The sequence below is a fragment of the Salipiger pallidus genome (genome assembly GCF_014643635.1).
In the GTDB taxonomy this organism is placed as follows: domain Bacteria; phylum Pseudomonadota; class Alphaproteobacteria; order Rhodobacterales; family Rhodobacteraceae; genus Salipiger; species Salipiger pallidus.
In genome coordinates this window covers 26,621-42,210 of sequence record NZ_BMJV01000014.1, presented here as the reverse complement: position 1 = coordinate 42,210, position 15,590 = coordinate 26,621, and the positions used below count along the sequence as shown (strand labels likewise).

At 62.0% G+C, this 15,590-nt stretch carries 29 protein-coding genes; 26 read left to right on the top strand and 3 right to left on the bottom strand.

What is annotated here, in order from left to right:
• A partial coding sequence (locus IEX41_RS22010; protein ID WP_373285613.1) for an EF-Tu C-terminal domain-related protein occupies positions 1 to 79 on the top strand: 79 nt, incomplete at its 5' end.
• A 400-nt stretch (positions 80 to 479) separates the two neighbouring features.
• Here the strand turns inward: IEX41_RS22010 and IEX41_RS21170 are convergent.
• Entirely contained in the window at positions 480 to 713 is a 234-nt protein-coding gene (locus IEX41_RS21170; protein WP_188792204.1) for a hypothetical protein, read from the bottom strand.
• A 526-nt stretch (positions 714 to 1,239) separates the two neighbouring features.
• Between IEX41_RS21170 and rpsJ the strand changes: the two genes are divergently transcribed.
• The 12 genes from rpsJ to IEX41_RS21110 all read left to right on the top strand — a co-directional run bounded on the left by rpsJ (position 1,240) and on the right by IEX41_RS21110 (position 7,602).
• Positions 1,240 to 1,545 carry a 30S ribosomal protein S10 gene (gene rpsJ, locus IEX41_RS21165; protein WP_066104052.1) on the top strand — a complete coding sequence of 102 codons (306 nt, stop codon included), beginning with the start codon at positions 1,240 to 1,242 and terminating at the stop codon, positions 1,543 to 1,545.
• 12 nt (positions 1,546 to 1,557) lie between these two features.
• On the top strand, positions 1,558 to 2,400 hold the full coding sequence (gene rplC, locus IEX41_RS21160) for a 50S ribosomal protein L3 (protein ID WP_188792203.1): 843 nt from the start codon (positions 1,558 to 1,560) through the stop codon (positions 2,398 to 2,400).
• Entirely contained in the window at positions 2,397 to 3,014 is a 618-nt protein-coding gene (rplD, locus tag IEX41_RS21155; protein ID WP_188792202.1) for a 50S ribosomal protein L4, read from the top strand. Before rplC ends, rplD begins: the two co-directional genes overlap by 4 nt.
• Positions 3,011 to 3,307: a 50S ribosomal protein L23 gene (locus IEX41_RS21150; RefSeq protein ID WP_188792201.1), complete on the top strand. Its 297-nt coding sequence runs from the start codon at positions 3,011 to 3,013 to the stop codon at positions 3,305 to 3,307. The genes rplD and IEX41_RS21150 overlap by 4 nt, the downstream gene beginning before the upstream one ends.
• Positions 3,308 to 3,394: 87 nt before the next feature.
• Positions 3,395 to 4,087 (top strand): YoaK family protein, encoded by a 693-nt coding sequence (locus tag IEX41_RS21145; protein ID WP_188792200.1) that lies wholly within the window; start codon positions 3,395 to 3,397, stop codon positions 4,085 to 4,087.
• Between the two features lie 93 nt (positions 4,088 to 4,180).
• A complete protein-coding gene (locus IEX41_RS21140; RefSeq protein WP_188792199.1) occupies positions 4,181 to 4,483 on the top strand; it encodes a hypothetical protein in 303 nt (100 codons plus the stop codon).
• Between the two features lie 240 nt (positions 4,484 to 4,723).
• The gene (gene rplB / locus IEX41_RS21135) at positions 4,724 to 5,566 is read left to right on the top strand and encodes a 50S ribosomal protein L2 (protein WP_188792198.1); all 843 of its coding nucleotides are present in this window, start codon (positions 4,724 to 4,726) and stop codon (positions 5,564 to 5,566) included.
• A gap of 3 nt (positions 5,567 to 5,569) precedes the next feature.
• The gene (gene rpsS / locus IEX41_RS21130) at positions 5,570 to 5,848 is read left to right on the top strand and encodes a 30S ribosomal protein S19 (protein ID WP_188792197.1); all 279 of its coding nucleotides are present in this window, start codon (positions 5,570 to 5,572) and stop codon (positions 5,846 to 5,848) included.
• Between the two features lie 3 nt (positions 5,849 to 5,851).
• Complete coding sequence (gene rplV, locus IEX41_RS21125; RefSeq protein WP_188792196.1) at positions 5,852 to 6,232, top strand: 50S ribosomal protein L22; 381 nt, start codon at positions 5,852 to 5,854, stop codon at positions 6,230 to 6,232.
• Positions 6,232 to 6,942, top strand: coding sequence for a 30S ribosomal protein S3 (gene rpsC, locus IEX41_RS21120; RefSeq protein WP_188792195.1), 711 nt, complete (start codon positions 6,232 to 6,234; stop codon positions 6,940 to 6,942). The genes rplV and rpsC overlap by 1 nt, the downstream gene beginning before the upstream one ends.
• A gap of 13 nt (positions 6,943 to 6,955) precedes the next feature.
• A complete protein-coding gene (gene rplP, locus IEX41_RS21115) occupies positions 6,956 to 7,369 on the top strand; it encodes a 50S ribosomal protein L16 (RefSeq protein ID WP_188792194.1) in 414 nt (137 codons plus the stop codon).
• A 68-nt stretch (positions 7,370 to 7,437) separates the two neighbouring features.
• On the top strand, positions 7,438 to 7,602 hold the full coding sequence (locus IEX41_RS21110; protein ID WP_188792193.1) for a hypothetical protein: 165 nt from the start codon (positions 7,438 to 7,440) through the stop codon (positions 7,600 to 7,602).
• Here the strand turns inward: IEX41_RS21110 and IEX41_RS21105 are convergent.
• Entirely contained in the window at positions 7,599 to 8,339 is a 741-nt protein-coding gene (locus tag IEX41_RS21105; RefSeq protein ID WP_188792192.1) for a hypothetical protein, read from the bottom strand. The genes IEX41_RS21110 and IEX41_RS21105 overlap by 4 nt on opposite strands.
• Before the next feature lie 100 nt (positions 8,340 to 8,439).
• On the opposite strand from IEX41_RS21105, the gene IEX41_RS21100 reads away from it, so the two are divergent.
• The 13 genes from IEX41_RS21100 to rpmD all read left to right on the top strand — a co-directional run bounded on the left by IEX41_RS21100 (position 8,440) and on the right by rpmD (position 14,452).
• Positions 8,440 to 9,060 carry a TIGR02466 family protein gene (locus IEX41_RS21100; protein WP_188792191.1) on the top strand — a complete coding sequence of 207 codons (621 nt, stop codon included), beginning with the start codon at positions 8,440 to 8,442 and terminating at the stop codon, positions 9,058 to 9,060.
• A 287-nt stretch (positions 9,061 to 9,347) separates the two neighbouring features.
• Entirely contained in the window at positions 9,348 to 9,821 is a 474-nt protein-coding gene (locus IEX41_RS21095) for a hypothetical protein (RefSeq protein WP_188792190.1), read from the top strand.
• A 170-nt stretch (positions 9,822 to 9,991) separates the two neighbouring features.
• On the top strand, positions 9,992 to 10,198 hold the full coding sequence (gene rpmC / locus IEX41_RS21090; protein WP_188792189.1) for a 50S ribosomal protein L29: 207 nt from the start codon (positions 9,992 to 9,994) through the stop codon (positions 10,196 to 10,198).
• A 12-nt stretch (positions 10,199 to 10,210) separates the two neighbouring features.
• The gene (gene rpsQ, locus IEX41_RS21085) at positions 10,211 to 10,537 is read left to right on the top strand and encodes a 30S ribosomal protein S17 (RefSeq protein WP_188792188.1); all 327 of its coding nucleotides are present in this window, start codon (positions 10,211 to 10,213) and stop codon (positions 10,535 to 10,537) included.
• Positions 10,538 to 10,624: 87 nt separating this feature from the next.
• A complete protein-coding gene (gene rplN, locus IEX41_RS21080) occupies positions 10,625 to 10,993 on the top strand; it encodes a 50S ribosomal protein L14 (RefSeq protein ID WP_005854833.1) in 369 nt (122 codons plus the stop codon).
• Positions 10,993 to 11,304 carry a 50S ribosomal protein L24 gene (rplX, locus tag IEX41_RS21075; protein WP_188792187.1) on the top strand — a complete coding sequence of 104 codons (312 nt, stop codon included), beginning with the start codon at positions 10,993 to 10,995 and terminating at the stop codon, positions 11,302 to 11,304. Before rplN ends, rplX begins: the two co-directional genes overlap by 1 nt.
• Positions 11,297 to 11,857, top strand: a complete 561-nt coding sequence (gene rplE / locus IEX41_RS21070) for a 50S ribosomal protein L5 (RefSeq protein WP_188792186.1) — start codon at positions 11,297 to 11,299, stop codon at positions 11,855 to 11,857. The genes rplX and rplE overlap by 8 nt, the downstream gene beginning before the upstream one ends.
• Before the next feature lie 14 nt (positions 11,858 to 11,871).
• Positions 11,872 to 12,177, top strand: coding sequence for a 30S ribosomal protein S14 (rpsN, locus tag IEX41_RS21065; RefSeq protein WP_188792185.1), 306 nt, complete (start codon positions 11,872 to 11,874; stop codon positions 12,175 to 12,177).
• Positions 12,178 to 12,190: 13 nt separating this feature from the next.
• Entirely contained in the window at positions 12,191 to 12,583 is a 393-nt protein-coding gene (gene rpsH, locus IEX41_RS21060) for a 30S ribosomal protein S8 (protein ID WP_188792184.1), read from the top strand.
• 10 nt (positions 12,584 to 12,593) lie between these two features.
• Positions 12,594 to 13,127 carry a 50S ribosomal protein L6 gene (gene rplF, locus IEX41_RS21055; RefSeq protein WP_188792183.1) on the top strand — a complete coding sequence of 178 codons (534 nt, stop codon included), beginning with the start codon at positions 12,594 to 12,596 and terminating at the stop codon, positions 13,125 to 13,127.
• 11 nt (positions 13,128 to 13,138) lie between these two features.
• Entirely contained in the window at positions 13,139 to 13,498 is a 360-nt protein-coding gene (gene rplR / locus IEX41_RS21050) for a 50S ribosomal protein L18 (protein WP_188792182.1), read from the top strand.
• A gap of 181 nt (positions 13,499 to 13,679) precedes the next feature.
• Positions 13,680 to 14,258 (top strand): 30S ribosomal protein S5, encoded by a 579-nt coding sequence (gene rpsE, locus IEX41_RS21045; RefSeq protein WP_188792181.1) that lies wholly within the window; start codon positions 13,680 to 13,682, stop codon positions 14,256 to 14,258.
• Positions 14,259 to 14,263: 5 nt separating this feature from the next.
• A complete protein-coding gene (gene rpmD / locus IEX41_RS21040) occupies positions 14,264 to 14,452 on the top strand; it encodes a 50S ribosomal protein L30 (protein ID WP_188792180.1) in 189 nt (62 codons plus the stop codon).
• Between the two features lie 224 nt (positions 14,453 to 14,676).
• Here rpmD and IEX41_RS21035 read toward each other — a convergent pair whose 3' ends face one another.
• The gene (locus IEX41_RS21035) at positions 14,677 to 15,426 is read right to left on the bottom strand and encodes an IclR family transcriptional regulator (protein WP_188792179.1); all 750 of its coding nucleotides are present in this window, start codon (positions 15,424 to 15,426) and stop codon (positions 14,677 to 14,679) included.
• Positions 15,427 to 15,590: the final 164 nt, after the last annotated feature.

The following is a 15,590-nucleotide window of genomic DNA, read 5'->3' as shown; positions in this document are numbered from 1 at the left end:
GGAAGACGGCCTGCGCTTCGCCATCCGTGAAGGTGGCCGGACCGTTGGTTCGGGTGTCGTGTCGAAGATCATCGAGTAATCGAGGATCCCGAGACGCGCCAAACGTGTCGAAGATCACTGATCCACGGAAAGGCCGCCCCTCGGGGCGGCCTTTTTGTTTGGTCGCTTTGGATGGACGGTGCCTCGACATGCTTCGATGAGAAGAGGAGCGTCTGGGTCAGCGGTACGGGGGAGGGGGGCCGTTCGTGCACTGCGCCTTTCTGCGATAGGTCGACGTCTCTCATCCGTTCCGGGTCTTGTGGCACGTTCTTTGCCGGGAACACTGCTTTCCGGCCCGGCCCGTACGGGCCTTCCATGAGAACGGCGGCCTGTCGTGGCGTTTACTATCCATGAAAAAGGGGCGCTCCGCAGAGCGCCCCTTTCAGTCCCACGTCGGGACTTTCATCTGACGGCCAGGCAAAAGCCCTGACGGCCGTCCCTTACTGGTACGAACGGATCATCGCTTCGGCGCGCTGCTTGGCGGTGAAGGCACTGGTTTCGTCTTGGACGTTGTTCCAGATGGCAACCGCTTGGGCATTGCTCAGCGCTTCAACGTTTGCGTTCGGTGCGAGGCGCAGGATTTCGGCGCGGGCGTTGTCGCCGGTGCCTTGTGCAGAAGCTGCGCCGGCAATGGTCGAGATGGCGATGGCGGAGATAAGTGCGATGCGTTTCATGTCTAGGGCCTTTCAGGTTAAGCGGTTCCCCGCTTGGCGGGGGGTGTTGGTGACGGCCTGTGTGTTGCCGATGACTGGGATATCGTATCGTGACAGGCAGATGACAAATCACGCCGGCGCTCACGCCCGGTGTCGGAAACGTGCCCTTGAAAGTGAGGTCCCTGTTCACAGAGGATCGGAAACTCGGTCAAACACGGGGTTTATCAGTCGCGGGGCTGGCCAAACGTCGTGATAGGCGGACGTCCCAGCACCGTTTTGCAGTTCTGCGATAGGCCCTGTGAACGTGCGCACATGAGCGCTGCCCCTGAAGCAGTTTCTTCCGTCAGCTTCTGACATGAGGGCTGAAGAGAGGGCCGAACGGCCTTGGCTGCCAAAAGATCCTTGCTAGGTGGCGGAGCCAGCTGTATAGGGCGCGAGTTCCCGATGGGAATGCGAGGGCGGGTTGATTCCCGCCCTCAAGGTTCGATGAGGGTTACCGATGCGCGGTCATCCTCCTCTCAACCTCAACGCCAATAGGAGATGTTCAATGAACCAGAACATCCGTATCCGGCTCAAGGCGTTCGATTACCGCGTGCTCGATGCCAGCACCCAGGAAATCGTCAACACCGCCAAGCGCACCGGCGCCACCGTTCGTGGCCCGATCCCGCTGCCGAACAAGATCGAGAAATTCACCGTTCTGCGTGGTCCCCACGTGAACAAGAAATCCCGCGATCAGTTCGAGATCCGCACGCACAAGCGTCTTCTCGACATCGTAGATCCGACCCCGCAGACGGTGGACGCGCTCATGAAGCTCGACCTCGCCGCCGGCGTGGATGTCGAGATCAAGGTGTAAGGAGAGCTTATTATGCTGCGCTCTGGAATCATCGCTAAGAAAGTCGGCATGACCCGGCTGTTCATGGAAGACGGCAAGCAGATCCCTGTGACCGTTCTTCAACTCGACGGTCTTCAGGTCGTCGCCCAGCGGACCTCCGACAAGGACGGCTACAGCGCCGTTCAGCTCGGTGCAGGTGCCGCCAAGGCGAAGAACACCTCGAAGGCAATGCGCGGCCACTTCGCCGCTGCCAAGGTCGAACCCAAGCGGAAGATCGCGGAATTCCGCGTCGACGCCGAGAACCTGATCAAGATCGGTGAGGAAATCACTGCTGACCACTACTTCGAAGGTCAGTACGTCGATGTCGCCGGCACCACGATCGGTAAGGGTTTCGCCGGTGCCATGAAGCGCCACAACTTCGGTGGTCTTCGCGCCACCCACGGCGTTTCGATCTCGCACCGTTCGCACGGCTCCACCGGCCAGTGTCAGGACCCGGGCAAGGTTTTCAAGGGCAAGAAGATGGCAGGCCACATGGGTGCCGTCCGCGTGACCACGCAGAACCTTCAGGTCGTCAAAACCGACGCGAGCCGCGGCCTCATCATGATCAAGGGCGCCGTCCCGGGATCGAAAGGTGGCTGGGTGACCGTCAAGGACGCCGTCAAGAAGCCGTTCCCCGAGAACGCGATCCTGCCGGCAGCCCTGAAGTCCGCCGCTGAAGAAGCCGCAAAAGCCGCCGAGGAAGCCGCAGCCGAGGCCGCAGCCGCCGAAGCCGCCGCAGCCGAAGCAGCAGCAGCCGAAGCAGCAGCCGCCGAGGAAGCAGCCCTGAAAGAAGCGGAAGCTTCGATCGAGGCCGAGAAAAAGGAAGGCGACGAATGAAACTCGACGTAATCAAGCTGGACGGCTCCGCCGCAGGCGAGGTCGAGCTGGACGAGGCCCTGTTCGGTCTCGAGCCGCGCGCCGACATCCTGCACCGCGTCGTCCGCTGGCAGCGCAACAAGGCGCAAGCCGGTACGCACAAGGTCAAGACCCGCTCGGAAGTGAGCTACTCGACCAAGAAGATCTATCGTCAGAAGGGCACCGGTGGCGCACGCCACGGCTCCCGCAAGGCGCCGATCTTCCGCAAGGGTGGCATCTACAAGGGCCCGACCCCGCGGTCGCACGCCCATGATCTTCCCAAGAAGGTCCGTGCCCTCGGTCTGAAGATGGCTCTTTCGGCCAAGGCAAAGTCGGGCTCCCTCGTGGTGATCGACGACGCTGTGTCCGAAGGCAAGACCAAGGCCCTCGCGGCTCAGCTGAAGAACCTCGGCTGGAAGCGCGCCCTGATCATCGACGGCGCATCGGTCAACGAGAGCTTTGCTCTGGCCGCTGCCAACATCGACGGCGTGGACGTTCTGCCCGGCATGGGTGCCAACGTGTATGACATCCTGAAGCGTGACACCCTGGTGCTCACGAAGGCGGGTGTCGAAGCTCTGGAGGCTCGACTGAAATGAGTGCGAAGCCGCAACATTACGATGTGATCCGCAAGCCGATCATCACCGAGAAATCCACCCTGGCGTCCGAGAACGGCGCGGTGGTCTTCGAAGTGGCGATCGACTCGACGAAACCCCAGGTGAAAGAGGCCGTCGAGGCTCTCTTCGGTGTGAAGGTCAAGGCCGTGAACACCACCATCACCAAGGGCAAGGTCAAGCGCTTCCGTGGCCAGATGGGCCGCCGGAACGACGTGAAGAAGGCCTACGTCACCCTCGAAGAGGGCAACACGATCGACGTGTCGACCGGTCTCTGAGCTGACGCTCTCAGCTCAAAGCGATTTGGGGCCCTCCGCTGACGCGGGGGGCCTTTCTTGTTCCTGTGCAGTGCGGGGAGGTAGAACATGCTGGGACGTGAAGGCGCAGACCGAACAAGATTGATCGACCTGCGTCTGGCGGCGCTGCTGTCAGCCGTGGCTGGGGGGCTTAACGCCACCGGGTTCGAAGTGGCCGGGCTGTTCTCCGCGAACATGACGGGGAACGTTTCTGCGTTGGCCGACCAGCTCGGCTCGGGGCGGGTTGGCCTGGCGCTATTGTTCGCCATCGTTGTTGTCGTGTTCATCTTTGGTGCACTGGTGGCCGGGCTTGTCATCGAGTTGGGCCGCAAGCGACAGTTTTGCGGGGTCTATGCTGCCGTGGTGCTTGTGGAGGCGGGTTTGCTGGGCGGGCTCGGACTGGCAGGCTTCGCGGGCTGGCAGGGGGCGCAGGGCACGCCACTGATCGTTGTTCTGAGTTTCCTGCTTGGCTTGCAAAACGCAGTAACGACCAGGATCTCAGCGGCTCGGGTCCGAACCACGCACGTCTCCGGTATGGCAACCGACATCGGGCTAGCGCTGGCGGGGCTGTGGGTGTCAGGCACACGCGAGGCGCAGTTCCGTGAGCAGCTTGGCCTTCATCTGACGACAATCGCATCCTTCCTTGTGGGTGGTATCGCAGGAGCGGTCCTGCACCGGACGGTAGGCCCATTGACGTTTGTCCTCTTTGCCTTGCCACTCGCCCTGATCGCTTGCCGTGAGCTTAGCCGTCAGGCGCGCTGAGGGTGGGAAACAAAGAGATCAGCCTGAGTGTGGCCTGAGAATTTCGTTCTCGCGACGGCGTAGCTTCGACAATTCAAGAATTAGGAATTCAGTTTGAACATCTTCAAATTTCGCCAGCTGGGCGTGGTATTTGTTTTAGTCGCTTGTGGACCGATCACGAATGAACCAGCTGTCAGCTTTTTCAACGAGGCTAGCGTCGCGGTCCAGCTTAATGCCAAGCCCATGTCTATGATGGATGACGCGAGCCGAGAGCGGGCCATTCAAAAAGCCGACCGGCTTGCTGCAGACACATGTCGGCGCGGACCCCACCGTGGTGCAGAGTTCGTGAGCAGCCAGGACATTCCAACTGGTCGGTATACATCCGTCATCGAGCGGCTTTACCTCTGCCTTCGTTGAGCGCATGCAAGCAGGGCGCGCAGGCTCTTGACCCGAACGGTGGGATCCCCTAAACGACCCCATCCGCTACGGCCCCGGATTCGTCCGGGGCTTCGCGTTTTGCCCGAACCGTTCCGGCCAGGGCTCGAACCGGGCACCTTCGGGGGCCTATACCATCGGCCACCTGCGGTCCCTGCAAAGGGGCGAGGGGGCTAACCATAGGCGGGGCAACCCGCCATTCTGCAAACGGAAGACAGAAGCATGGCACTCAAGTCGTACAAGCCGACGACGCCGGGCCAGCGCGGGCTGGTGCTGATCGACCGTTCGGAGCTGTACAAAGGACGTCCCGTCAAGGCCCTCACCGAGGGTCTGACCAAGTCGGGCGGCCGGAACAACACCGGACGGATTACCTCTCGCCGCCGTGGCGGTGGCGCGAAGCGTCTCTACCGGATCGTCGATTTCAAGCGTAACAAGTTTGACGTGAACGGCATCGTCGTTCGCATTGAATACGATCCCAACCGCACCGCATTCATCGCACTGATCCAGTACGATGACGGCGAACAGGCCTACATCCTCGCGCCCCAGCGTCTCGCCATCGGCGACAAGGTGGTCGCAAGCTCCAAGGCCGACATCAAGCCCGGTAACGCAATGCCCTTCTCGGGCCTGCCCATCGGTACGATCGTCCACAACATCGAACTGAAGCCCGGCAAGGGTGGCCAGATCGCACGCGCCGCGGGCACCTACGCCCAGTTCGTCGGCCGTGACGGCGGTTACGCCCAGATCCGCCTCAGCTCGGGTGAACTGCGCATGGTGCGTCAGGAATGCATGGCCACCGTCGGTGCCGTGTCGAACCCCGACAACTCCAACCAGAACCTCGGCAAGGCCGGCCGCGTGCGCCATTACGGCAAGCGCCCCTCCGTCCGTGGTGTCGTTATGAACCCGATCGACCACCCGCACGGTGGTGGTGAAGGCCGTACCTCTGGTGGTCGTCACCCGGTGACCCCGTGGGGCAAGCCGACCAAGGGCAAGCGCACCCGCAACACCAACAAGGCGTCGCAGAAGCTGATCATCCGCTCGCGCCACGCCAAGAAGAAAGGGCGGTAATCCATGACGCGCTCTGTTTGGAAAGGCCCCTTTGTCGACGCCTACGTCCTGAAAAAGGCCGAGAAGGTTCGCGAGTCGGGCAAAAACGAAGTCATCAAGATCTGGTCGCGCCGCTCGACGATCCTGCCCCAGTTCGTGGGTCTGACGTTCGGCGTGTACAACGGGCACAAGCATGTCCCCGTCAACGTGACCGAAGACATGATCGGCCAGAAGTTCGGCGAGTACTCGCCGACCCGGACCTACTACGGTCACGCAGCCGACAAGAAAGCCAAGAGGAAGTAAGCCATGGGCAAGGATAAGAATCCCCGCCGCGTGGCGGACAACGAGGCAATGGCAAAGCTGCGCATGCTGCGCACTTCGCCTCAGAAGCTGAACCTGGTGGCCGCGCTGATCCGTGGCAAGAAGGTGGAAAAGGCCCTCACGGACCTGACCTTCTCGAAAAAGCGGATCTCCCAGGATGTGAAGAAGTGCCTTCAGTCCGCAATCGCGAACGCCGAGAACAACCACGGCCTTGACGTCGACGAACTCGTCGTCGCCGAAGCCTACGTGGGCAAGAACCTTGTGATGAAGCGTGGCCGTCCCCGGGCACGTGGTCGTTTCGGCCGCATCAACAAGCCGTTCTCGGAGATCACCATCAAGGTCCGTCAGATCGAGGAGCAAGCCTGATGGGTAACAAGACCAATCCGATCGGCATGCGTCTTCAGGTCAACCGGACCTGGGACAGCCGCTGGTACGCCGACACCAAGGACTATGGTGACCTGCTGCTCGAGGATATCGCGATCCGCGATTTCATCCACGAAGAGTGCAAGCAGGCCGGTATCGCCCGTGTCATCATCGAGCGTCCGCACAAGAAGTGCCGCGTGACGATCCACACCGCACGCCCCGGCGTCATCATCGGCAAGAAAGGCGCGGACATCGAGACGCTCCGCAAGAAGATTGCGCGGATGACGGACTCGGAACTGCACCTCAACATCGTCGAGGTTCGCAAGCCCGAGCTGGATGCACGCCTTGTTGGTGAGAACATCGCTCAGCAGCTCGAGCGCCGTGTGTCGTTCCGCCGTGCCATGAAGCGCGCGGTTCAGAGCGCCATGCGCATGGGTGCCCTTGGCATCCGCGTGAACGTTGCCGGCCGTCTCGGTGGTGCCGAGATTGCTCGTACTGAATGGTATCGCGAGGGCCGTGTGCCCCTGCACACCCTGCGCGCCGACATTGATTACGCCAACGTCGAAGCCACGACCCCCTATGGTATCATCGGGATCAAGGTCTGGATCTTCAAAGGCGAAATCATGGAGCACGATCCGTCTGCCCGCGAACGCAAGTCGCAGGAAATCCAGGACGGCCCGGCTCCGCGTGGCGCCATGGGCGGCCGTCGCTGAAGGAGTTTGACAAATGCTTCAACCGAAACGCACCAAATTCCGGAAGATGTTCAAAGGCCGCATCAAGGGTGAGGCCAAGGGCGGTTCCGATCTGAACTTCGGCCACTTTGGCCTGAAGGCTCTGCAGCCCGAGCGCGTCACCGCGCGCCAGATCGAGGCAGCACGTCGTGCAATGACGCGTCACATGAAGCGTCAGGGCCGCGTCTGGATCCGGATCTTCCCGGACACCCCGGTCACCTCGAAGCCCACGGAAGTCCGTATGGGTAAGGGTAAGGGCTCGGTCGACTTCTGGGCCTGCAAGGTCAAGCCCGGCCGCGTGATGTTCGAGATCGACGGCGTTGCCGAAGACGTTGCCCGCGAGGCGCTTCGTCTGGCAGCCATGAAGCTGCCGATCAAGACCCGCGTCGTGGTCCGCGAAGACTGGTAAGTTCCACGCGAACTGACCAAAGATATATTGGCCCCCGCTTCGGCGGGGGCCTTTTCTTTGGAGGGCACATGTTCTGGATCTTTCGCCGCATCCTGTTGATGGCGTCGCTCGGGCTCGGGTTCATGTCCGGGCAAGCGTTCGAGGCGTGGCGCTACGAGGCCCGGTGCCAGGACCTCGGGGGCGGGCGCACTCCCGGCGGTTTGCCCATCTGCGTGTTGACCGAGCAGCGCTAACCCGGGAAGATCAACGCCATTTCCTGTTCGAACCGCGTCCAGGTCATCGTTGCCTTGTTGCCCGCATAGCCATGGTAATGGGATCTGCCGGAGCTGGTGGGTAGTCCTGCCCAGATCTTTGCCAGGTTGTTCATGAAGGTCGTCCGCCCGATCTCGCCCCGTTCGAAGGCGTCGAACCCTGCATCGAGCAGCAGCAGATCCGCCAGTTGATCCTGCACCTTTGCGGTAAAGCGGGTCGCCGTCGGCAGGCCCAGGCGGGTCACCAGCATGCGCAAGGTCGACGGGATGAACTGGTAGCGTCCGATCGCGTGCGGTTGTCCTGGTGTGCGATCGATCCAGTGGTAGATCTCCGCGATGGTCATGTCCGTGGGACGTTGGGTCGGCCTACGCGTCGCGCCGTGCTGCACGGCGTCATAGCCGGCGGAGCCCGCTTCGGCGCGGGCAATGATTTTACGCAGCATCGCCGCGCGGGAAGAGAGCGGGCCTAGGGGCAGGGCAGACCTTGCAAGCGGCAGGGAGGCCTGCCGTCTGACTGGTTCGAACAGGCTGCCTCCCTTCCGTCCGGCAAAAAGGCTGGGGCCGGTGGTTTTTGCGCCGCCGCGTGCTGCAATTAAGGGCCTACCTTGCTGGAGCAGGGGGTGCCGGTCGGCGTCCGAGGGAGACAAGATCGAGGCTGCCTCCGCAAGGGTCGCAGGCAGGCAAAGGATCAGCAGGAAAAGCAGTCGGATCGCGGCCATTCTGACCTCTGGGTGATTTCTTCGAGAGGGACCATCGCAGGGACTGGTTTAGATTCCCTTGCCTCTCGCCAGACTCATTTCGAACCGCTATTGGAGGCGCATGACTCAGATCCGTTCGCTTTTCGCGACCCGCCTCTATCGCGCCAGCCTGTCCGAGCATGGCCCCGCAGTCGACAGTGCCGAGTTGGAAAGCTCGTGCTGGTCCATCGCCGAGGATGACGAGGCGGGGCAGGAATGGTGCGACGCCAACAGCTACCCGGGCTACACGTCCTACGCATCCCTGACGGACCTGCCTTGGCGCTTTCCGATCTTCGCGGCCTTGGTTGAGGCGCTGGACAAGCACGTTGCGGCATTCGCCGAGGATCTCGAGTTCGACCTGGGCGACCGGAAGCTGGTGGTCGAGGACATCTGGATCAACATCCTGCCGGAAGGCGGCACGCATTCCTCGCACATCCATCCGCATTCGGTGATCTCGGGGACGACCTACGTATCAATGCCTGAAGGCACCTCGGCGCTCAAGCTCGAGGACCCTCGGCTTGGCTTCATGATGGCGGCTCCGGCGCGCCGCAAGGGTTGCCGCGAAGAGCTGAAGACCTTCGTCTACGAGGCGCCATCGGTCGGGGATGTGCTGCTTTGGGAGTCATGGCTGCGCCACGAGGTGCCGCCCAACATGTCCGAGGAAGAGCGGATCTCGGTGAGCTTCAACTACAAGTGGGAGTGAGGAGCGGTTCGGCCAGGCCGTCAATCGTTCCGGGGGAGTGTCTCCCGTGCGAGCGGGCGGAGCCCCGCCGGGCGGGGCTTGATCGGCCCGAGGCGCCGGTCCAGCACTCATATGGTCGGGTGCTTTCCTGAAGCGATCGGGGCGTTTGAATGGTCGGATACGTTGCGCTTGGTCTGCTTGTCGTAGTCGTGTGAATCTGCGCCTATGCCGTCTACACCTACCGCAAGACCGAAGCACGCAAGGCGCGGGAAAGGGCCGCGTTCCACGCGAGCGGCGGATGGGACGGTGTGCTGACCCGCGCTGCCGCTGAGATCGAGGCGGGGCGGGTGACCATCGACCGCGCCACGGCTGGGTCACCGCGTATGCGCATGGCCCGCCCGGATGTCGAACCGCGATGCTTCGCACTTTATGATTGGCTCTCGGAGCGGGGTGTGTTCGCCGATCCCCGGTCGCTCAGCCGTGTTGAATACGTCTGCCATGGCGGTGTGCTGCTGTATGGGGTGATCAGTGAAGACGGTCTGGACAGCGGGCTGGGCAATCTCGACAGTCCTGCCCGGGAGGATGCCCTCCCTGCCTTGACCGAGGCTTTCCTTGCCTATCAGGAGGAGGCCGGCGAAACCGAGGACGGCGCGACCTACTTCGCCCGGATCAGGGCAGAGCACGAGCCGAGGTTAAAGGCCGCTGGGTTCTGGGAGATACCGGCGAGGCTCGATGCCTATCTTGACGCGCATTACCCTTGGGCCGCTCCCGCCGAAGGCTGAGGCCTACCGGAAACGTGGGCGGCCCCCGAGAAGGCAAGAGGGGCGCGAGTAACGCTTGCCAACGCGGCCCAACCCGCCTATAGAGCGCGTTCATCCACCTCCACCGGGAATCAGGGTGACCCGCATAACGACGGGGCTCTCCGGTGATGTTGCAACGAAGGAGCGACCTTATGGACGCGAAAGAGCTCAGCTCGAAGACCCCGGACCAGCTCCGGGACGAGCTCGTGGCACTGAAGAAGGAGGCCTTCAACCTCCGCTTCCAGAAAGCCACCGGCCAGATCGAAAACACCGCACGCATCCGCCAGGTGCGTCGTGACGTGGCGCGCGTAAACACCGTGCTGAACCAGAAAGCCGCATCCGCGGCTTCGGCGGAATAAGGAGTTAACCCCATGCCCAAGCGCATCCTGCAAGGCACCGTGACCTCCACCGCCAACGCACAGACCGTGACCGTTCAGGTCGTGCGTCGCTTCAAGCACCCCGTGCTCCAGAAGACCATCAAGAAGTCCAAGAAGTACCGCGCGCACGACGAAGCGCAGGTCTTCAATGTGGGCCAGCAGGTCTTCATCCGCGAGTGCGCGCCGAAGTCCAAGACCAAGCGCTGGGAAGTGATGACCGAGGAAATGCTCGAGCAGCACAACCAGCAGCGTGCCGAAGCCGCCAAGCTCCAGCAGGAAGTCGAGGCGCAGCGTCACGCAGAGAAAGAAGCCGCCAACTGATTGGCGCAGGCGGGCAGGGGAAACCCTGCCCGTGAATATTAGCGAAACCCCAGGGGATTGCATCCCTGAAGGTCGGGAGAAACCAATATGATCCAGATGCAGACCAATCTGGATGTTGCTGACAATTCCGGTGCCCGGAAAGTTCAGTGCATCAAGGTCCTCGGCGGCTCGCATCGCCGCTACGCATCGGTCGGCGATATCATCGTCGTCTCGGTGAAAGAGGCCATTCCGCGTGGTCGCGTTAAGAAAGGTGACGTCCGCAAGGCCGTTGTCGTGCGCACCGCCAAGGAAGTCCGTCGTGAAGACGGCACGTCCATCCGCTTCGACCGCAACGCCGCCGTCATCCTGAACAACTCGGGCGAGCCTGTCGGCACCCGTATCTTCGGGCCGGTCGTGCGTGAACTGCGTGCGAAGAACTTCATGAAGATCATCTCGCTTGCTCCGGAGGTGCTCTGATGGCTGCGAAACTTCGTAAAGGTGACACCGTCATCGTCCTGTCCGGCAAGGACAAGGGCCAGACCGGCACCATCGAAAGCGTCTCGCCGAAAACCGGCAAGGCCGTTGTCGGTGGCGTGAACATGGCTGTTCGTCACACCCGCCAGAGCCAGACGTCGCAGGGCGGCCGTCTTCCGGTTGCAAAGCCGATCGACGTGTCGAACCTCGCTCTCGTCGATGCAAACGGCAAGCCCACCCGCGTTGGCTTCCGCATGGAAGGCGACAAGAAAGTGCGCTTCGCCAAGACCACGGGGGACGTGATCGATGCTTGATAACGCTACCTACACCCCGCGCCTGAAGGCTGTCTTCCGCGACACCATCAAGCCGGCGCTCAAGGAAGAGTTCGGCTACAAGAACGACATGCAGACCCCGCGTCTGGACAAGATCGTCCTGAACATCGGCTGCGGTGCGGAAGCTGTGCGCGATTCCAAGAAGGCCAAATCGGCCCAGGAAGACCTCACCAAGATCGCAGGCCAGATGGCCGTCACCACGAAAGCCAAGAAGTCCATTGCAGGCTTCCGCGTTCGTGAGGAAATGCCCCTTGGTGCCAAGGTGACCCTGCGCGGTGACCGGATGTACGAATTCCTCGATCGCCTGATCAACATCGCGATGCCCCGGATCCGGGACTTCCGCGGCGTGAAGCCGTCGTTCGACGGCCGTGGCAACTTTGCCATGGGTGTGAAGGAACACATCGTCTTCCCCGAGATCGAGTTCGACAAGGTCGACGAAGTCTGGGGCATGGACATCATCATCACCACCACCGCGGCAACCGACGCGGAAGCCAAGGCGCTGTTGAAGCATTTCAACATGCCCTTCAACGCCTGAGGAGCGAGAGACACATGGCCAAGAAATCCATGATCGAACGCGAGAAGAAGCGCCAGGCGCTGGTGGAGAAGTACGCCGCCAAGCGCGCTGAGCTCAAAGAGATCGCGAACGACGAATCCAAACCGATGGAAGAGCGCTTCAAGGCCCGCCTGAAGCTGGCGAAACTGCCGCGCAATTCCTCGCCGACCCGTCTGCACAACCGCTGCCAGCTCACTGGCCGTCCGCACGCCTACTACCGCAAGCTCAAGGTCTCCCGGATCATGCTGCGCGAGCTGGGCTCGAACGGTCAGCTGCCCGGCGTCGTGAAGTCCAGCTGGTAAGGAGGGTACATAGATGAACGATCCTATCGGCGATATGCTCACCCGTATCCGCAACGCCCAGCTGCGCGGCAAGTCGACCACGTCGACCCCCGCATCGAAGCTTCGGGGCTGGGTTCTCGACGTCCTCGCGGACGAAGGCTACATCCGTGGCTACGAGAGCAGCACTGACGCGAACGGCCACCCGGCCTTCGAGATCAGCCTCAAGTACTTCGATGGCACTCCTGTGATTCGCGAACTGCAGCGGGTTTCGACCCCCGGCCGTCGCGTCTACATGGGCGTCAAGGACATCCCGTCGGTCCGTCAGGGCCTCGGTGTGTCGATTGTCAGCACGCCCAAGGGCGTGATGTCGGACGCAAACGCCCGCGCTGCCAATGTCGGCGGCGAGGTGCTCTGCACGGTATTCTAAGGAGGGACTCATGTCTCGTATTGGGAAAAGGCCGGTCGAGCTGCCCTCGGGTGTTTCCGCATCCGTCAGCGGCCAGACCGTCGAGATCAAGGGCCCGAAGGGCAGCCAGATCTTCAACGCGACCGATGATGTGACCATCACTGTCGAAGACAACGCTGTGTCCGTTGCGCCGCGCGGCAAATCCAAGCGCGCGCTGCAGCAGTGGGGGATGTCCCGCACGGTGCTGTCGAACATGGTGCACGGTGTTCAGAACACCTTCAAGAAAGAGCTCGAGATCCAGGGTGTGGGTTACCGCGCCGCGGTTCAGGGTTCGGTTCTGAAGCTGAACCTCGGCTACAGCCACGACGTCAACTTCGACATTCCGCAGGGGATCACCATCACCTGCGCGAAGCCGACCGAGATCGTCGTCGAAGGTCATGACATCCAGCAGGTTGGCCAGGTTGCCGCGAACATTCGCGACTGGCGCCGCCCCGAGCCCTACAAAGGCAAGGGTATTCGCTACAAAGGCGAATACATCTTCGCCAAGGAAGGCAAGAAGAAGTAAGGACGCAGACAATGGCACTGAGCAAACGGGAACTGTTCCAGAAGCGCCGCCTGCGCGTCCGGAACAAGCTTCGCAAGGTGAACGCTGGCCGGGTTCGGCTGTCGGTCCACCGTTCGAGCAAGAACATCAGCGTGCAGCTGATCGACGACATTCAGGGCGTGACCCTGGCCTCGGCCTCCTCCATGGAGAAAGATCTGGGCGTCGTCGGCAAGGGCAACGTCGAGGCGGCCTCCAAGGTCGGCGCGGCGATCGCCGAGCGCGCGAAGGCAGCTGGCGTGACCGAAGCCTACTTCGATCGTGGCGGTTTCCTCTTCCACGGCCGCGTCAAGGCACTGGCCGACGCAGCCCGCGAAGGTGGTCTGAAGATCTGATTGGATTGGCGCCTCGCGCCATCTGATCTGCGGGGCGGCTGTCGGTCGCCCCGCTTTCCTGTAGGCCCGATCGTCACTGCCGTGGCAGAGGGCCTCGATGATCCGGGGGGCACCGCTCCACCAGGATTGAACCAAGCTCCGGTACGCGTCCCGCGTGCCGACCCTGACAAAGGAATGCCTCATGGCAGAACGTGATAACCGCCGCGGCAACCGCCGCGACCGCGATGAAGCACCGGAATTCGCAGATCGTCTCGTCGCGATCAACCGCGTCTCCAAGACCGTGAAGGGCGGCAAGCGTTTTGGCTTCGCAGCACTCGTGGTTGTTGGCGACCAGAAGGGCCGCGTCGGCTTCGGTAAAGGCAAGGCGAAAGAGGTCCCCGAGGCCATCCGCAAAGCCACCGAGCAAGCCAAGCGCAAGATGATCCGCGTGCCGCTGCGCGAAGGCCGCACGCTGCACCACGACATGGAAGGCCGTCATGGCGCAGGCCGTGTCGTCATGCGTACCGCACCGCAAGGTACTGGTATCATCGCCGGTGGTCCGATGCGTGCCGTGTTCGAGATGCTCGGCATCCACGACGTGGTCGCCAAGTCGACTGGTTCGCAGAACCCCTACAACATGATCCGCGCCACCCTGAACGGTCTTGGCAAGGGTCAGTCGCCCCGCAACGTCGCTCAGCGTCGTGGCAAGAAGGTTGCTGACATCCTGCCCAAGCGTGACGAAGCGGTTGCTGAATCCACCCAAGTGGCCGAGGAGGCCTGAGACACATGGCAAAGACGATCGTCGTGAAGCAGGTGGGCTCGCCCATCCGCCGTCCGGAAATCCAGCGCAAGACTCTCATCGGTCTGGGCCTGAACAAGATGCACAAGACCCGTGAGCTGGAGGATACTCCTTCGGTCCGCGGCATGGTCGCAAAGATCCCGCACCTTGTGGAGATCATCGAAGAGCGCGGCTGAACCGCCCCTTTTCGCTGATTGCCATAGCGCGTCCCGGAGCCCACCTCCGGGGCGCGTTTTCGTTTGAACCCACGGAATCTGGCCCAGCTGCTTGCGCAGGCCCCGGTGTTTGGGGGGCGATGCGCTTGCGGGCTCTGCCATGAGAGCTCAGGTCAGTGCTGAATGTTGAACTGGATCAGGTTCAGTCCGACGGGCAGGGACACCCTTATGTCAGGGCAGGGATGCTAGAGCATGGCCGAGATTTCGGAGGCTGTGTCCATGATGCGTCCAACAAGCGCATCGTCGGGGGACATCTGCATTTCGTGTCCCGAAAGGTTCATCGCGGCGACATAGCGCCCGTGGCGCGAGACAAGCGGCGCGGCGATGGAAAACGTTCCCGTGGCGAGGTGGGAGGTCTGGGCCACCATCCCGCGCGCCCGGTCCCCTGGCAGGAGGGCCTTGAGCGCCTCGAGGTTCTGCGGTGCGGCGTTGCTCAAGGGTTCAAAACGGTAGTCTGTGAAGAGGTCATCAAGCTCCTTCTCGGGCAGATCGCTCAGCAGCAGGCGGCCCATGGTTGTGGCAAAGGCAGGCAGGCGGCTGCCCACCGGCACGTTGGACACCATGGCCCGGTCCGACAACGCCCTGTAGACATAGACAATCTCGGGGCCCTGCAGGACGGCCACGTGGACGGTGAACCCCGTTTCGTTGCGCAGCCGTTCCGCCGGCAGACGGGCATGATCGTAGACGTCCAGCGATGTCAGGTAGCGATAGCCAAGATCCATGACCTTCGGCGCAAGCTGGTAAACGTTGTCATCGCGCTGCAGATAGCCTTCCTTTTCCAGCGTCACCACGTGGCGATAGGCGGCCGAGCTGGTGATCGCGAGAGAGTCCGCGATCTCGGACAGGGTCATGCGTGGCCGGTGGTGATCGAAGCTGTGAAGGATGCTCAGCCCGCGCAATAACGCGTTCGACTGATACCCGGACTCCTTGCTCATGTTGGTCTTCCTCCCCTCGTCCCTGCCCAGCCTTGTTAGCGCAACCTTGGCAGTTGTGGCGCGCCCCGTATCGTAGCGTACAAAAAACGTGCAAGTGGTTCCGTATGAGGCAAAACAGGTTTTCATATCTGAAAACATCCATTGACATGTGAAATGCCACCGTC

What these genes read in the sequence shown, in the direction of transcription:
- IEX41_RS21170 (WP_188792204.1), bottom strand. Translation starts at nt 713, where the DNA reads ATGAAACGCATCGCACTTATCTCCGCCATCGCCATCTCGACCATTGCC.
- rpsJ (WP_066104052.1), top strand. Translation starts at nt 1,240, where the DNA reads ATGAACCAGAACATCCGTATCCGGCTCAAGGCGTTCGATTACCGCGTG.
- rplC (WP_188792203.1), top strand. Translation starts at nt 1,558, where the DNA reads ATGCTGCGCTCTGGAATCATCGCTAAGAAAGTCGGCATGACCCGGCTG.
- rplD (WP_188792202.1), top strand. Translation starts at nt 2,397, where the DNA reads ATGAAACTCGACGTAATCAAGCTGGACGGCTCCGCCGCAGGCGAGGTC.
- IEX41_RS21150 (WP_188792201.1), top strand. Translation starts at nt 3,011, where the DNA reads ATGAGTGCGAAGCCGCAACATTACGATGTGATCCGCAAGCCGATCATC.
- IEX41_RS21145 (WP_188792200.1), top strand. Translation starts at nt 3,395, where the DNA reads ATGCTGGGACGTGAAGGCGCAGACCGAACAAGATTGATCGACCTGCGT.
- rplB (WP_188792198.1), top strand. Translation starts at nt 4,724, where the DNA reads ATGGCACTCAAGTCGTACAAGCCGACGACGCCGGGCCAGCGCGGGCTG.
- rpsS (WP_188792197.1), top strand. Translation starts at nt 5,570, where the DNA reads ATGACGCGCTCTGTTTGGAAAGGCCCCTTTGTCGACGCCTACGTCCTG.
- rplV (WP_188792196.1), top strand. Translation starts at nt 5,852, where the DNA reads ATGGGCAAGGATAAGAATCCCCGCCGCGTGGCGGACAACGAGGCAATG.
- rpsC (WP_188792195.1), top strand. Translation starts at nt 6,232, where the DNA reads ATGGGTAACAAGACCAATCCGATCGGCATGCGTCTTCAGGTCAACCGG.
- rplP (WP_188792194.1), top strand. Translation starts at nt 6,956, where the DNA reads ATGCTTCAACCGAAACGCACCAAATTCCGGAAGATGTTCAAAGGCCGC.
- IEX41_RS21110 (WP_188792193.1), top strand. Translation starts at nt 7,438, where the DNA reads ATGTTCTGGATCTTTCGCCGCATCCTGTTGATGGCGTCGCTCGGGCTC.
- IEX41_RS21105 (WP_188792192.1), bottom strand. Translation starts at nt 8,339, where the DNA reads ATGGCCGCGATCCGACTGCTTTTCCTGCTGATCCTTTGCCTGCCTGCG.
- IEX41_RS21100 (WP_188792191.1), top strand. Translation starts at nt 8,440, where the DNA reads ATGACTCAGATCCGTTCGCTTTTCGCGACCCGCCTCTATCGCGCCAGC.
- rpmC (WP_188792189.1), top strand. Translation starts at nt 9,992, where the DNA reads ATGGACGCGAAAGAGCTCAGCTCGAAGACCCCGGACCAGCTCCGGGAC.
- rpsQ (WP_188792188.1), top strand. Translation starts at nt 10,211, where the DNA reads ATGCCCAAGCGCATCCTGCAAGGCACCGTGACCTCCACCGCCAACGCA.
- rplN (WP_005854833.1), top strand. Translation starts at nt 10,625, where the DNA reads ATGATCCAGATGCAGACCAATCTGGATGTTGCTGACAATTCCGGTGCC.
- rplX (WP_188792187.1), top strand. Translation starts at nt 10,993, where the DNA reads ATGGCTGCGAAACTTCGTAAAGGTGACACCGTCATCGTCCTGTCCGGC.
- rplE (WP_188792186.1), top strand. Translation starts at nt 11,297, where the DNA reads ATGCTTGATAACGCTACCTACACCCCGCGCCTGAAGGCTGTCTTCCGC.
- rpsN (WP_188792185.1), top strand. Translation starts at nt 11,872, where the DNA reads ATGGCCAAGAAATCCATGATCGAACGCGAGAAGAAGCGCCAGGCGCTG.
- rpsH (WP_188792184.1), top strand. Translation starts at nt 12,191, where the DNA reads ATGAACGATCCTATCGGCGATATGCTCACCCGTATCCGCAACGCCCAG.
- rplF (WP_188792183.1), top strand. Translation starts at nt 12,594, where the DNA reads ATGTCTCGTATTGGGAAAAGGCCGGTCGAGCTGCCCTCGGGTGTTTCC.
- rplR (WP_188792182.1), top strand. Translation starts at nt 13,139, where the DNA reads ATGGCACTGAGCAAACGGGAACTGTTCCAGAAGCGCCGCCTGCGCGTC.
- rpsE (WP_188792181.1), top strand. Translation starts at nt 13,680, where the DNA reads ATGGCAGAACGTGATAACCGCCGCGGCAACCGCCGCGACCGCGATGAA.
- rpmD (WP_188792180.1), top strand. Translation starts at nt 14,264, where the DNA reads ATGGCAAAGACGATCGTCGTGAAGCAGGTGGGCTCGCCCATCCGCCGT.
- IEX41_RS21035 (WP_188792179.1), bottom strand. Translation starts at nt 15,426, where the DNA reads ATGAGCAAGGAGTCCGGGTATCAGTCGAACGCGTTATTGCGCGGGCTG.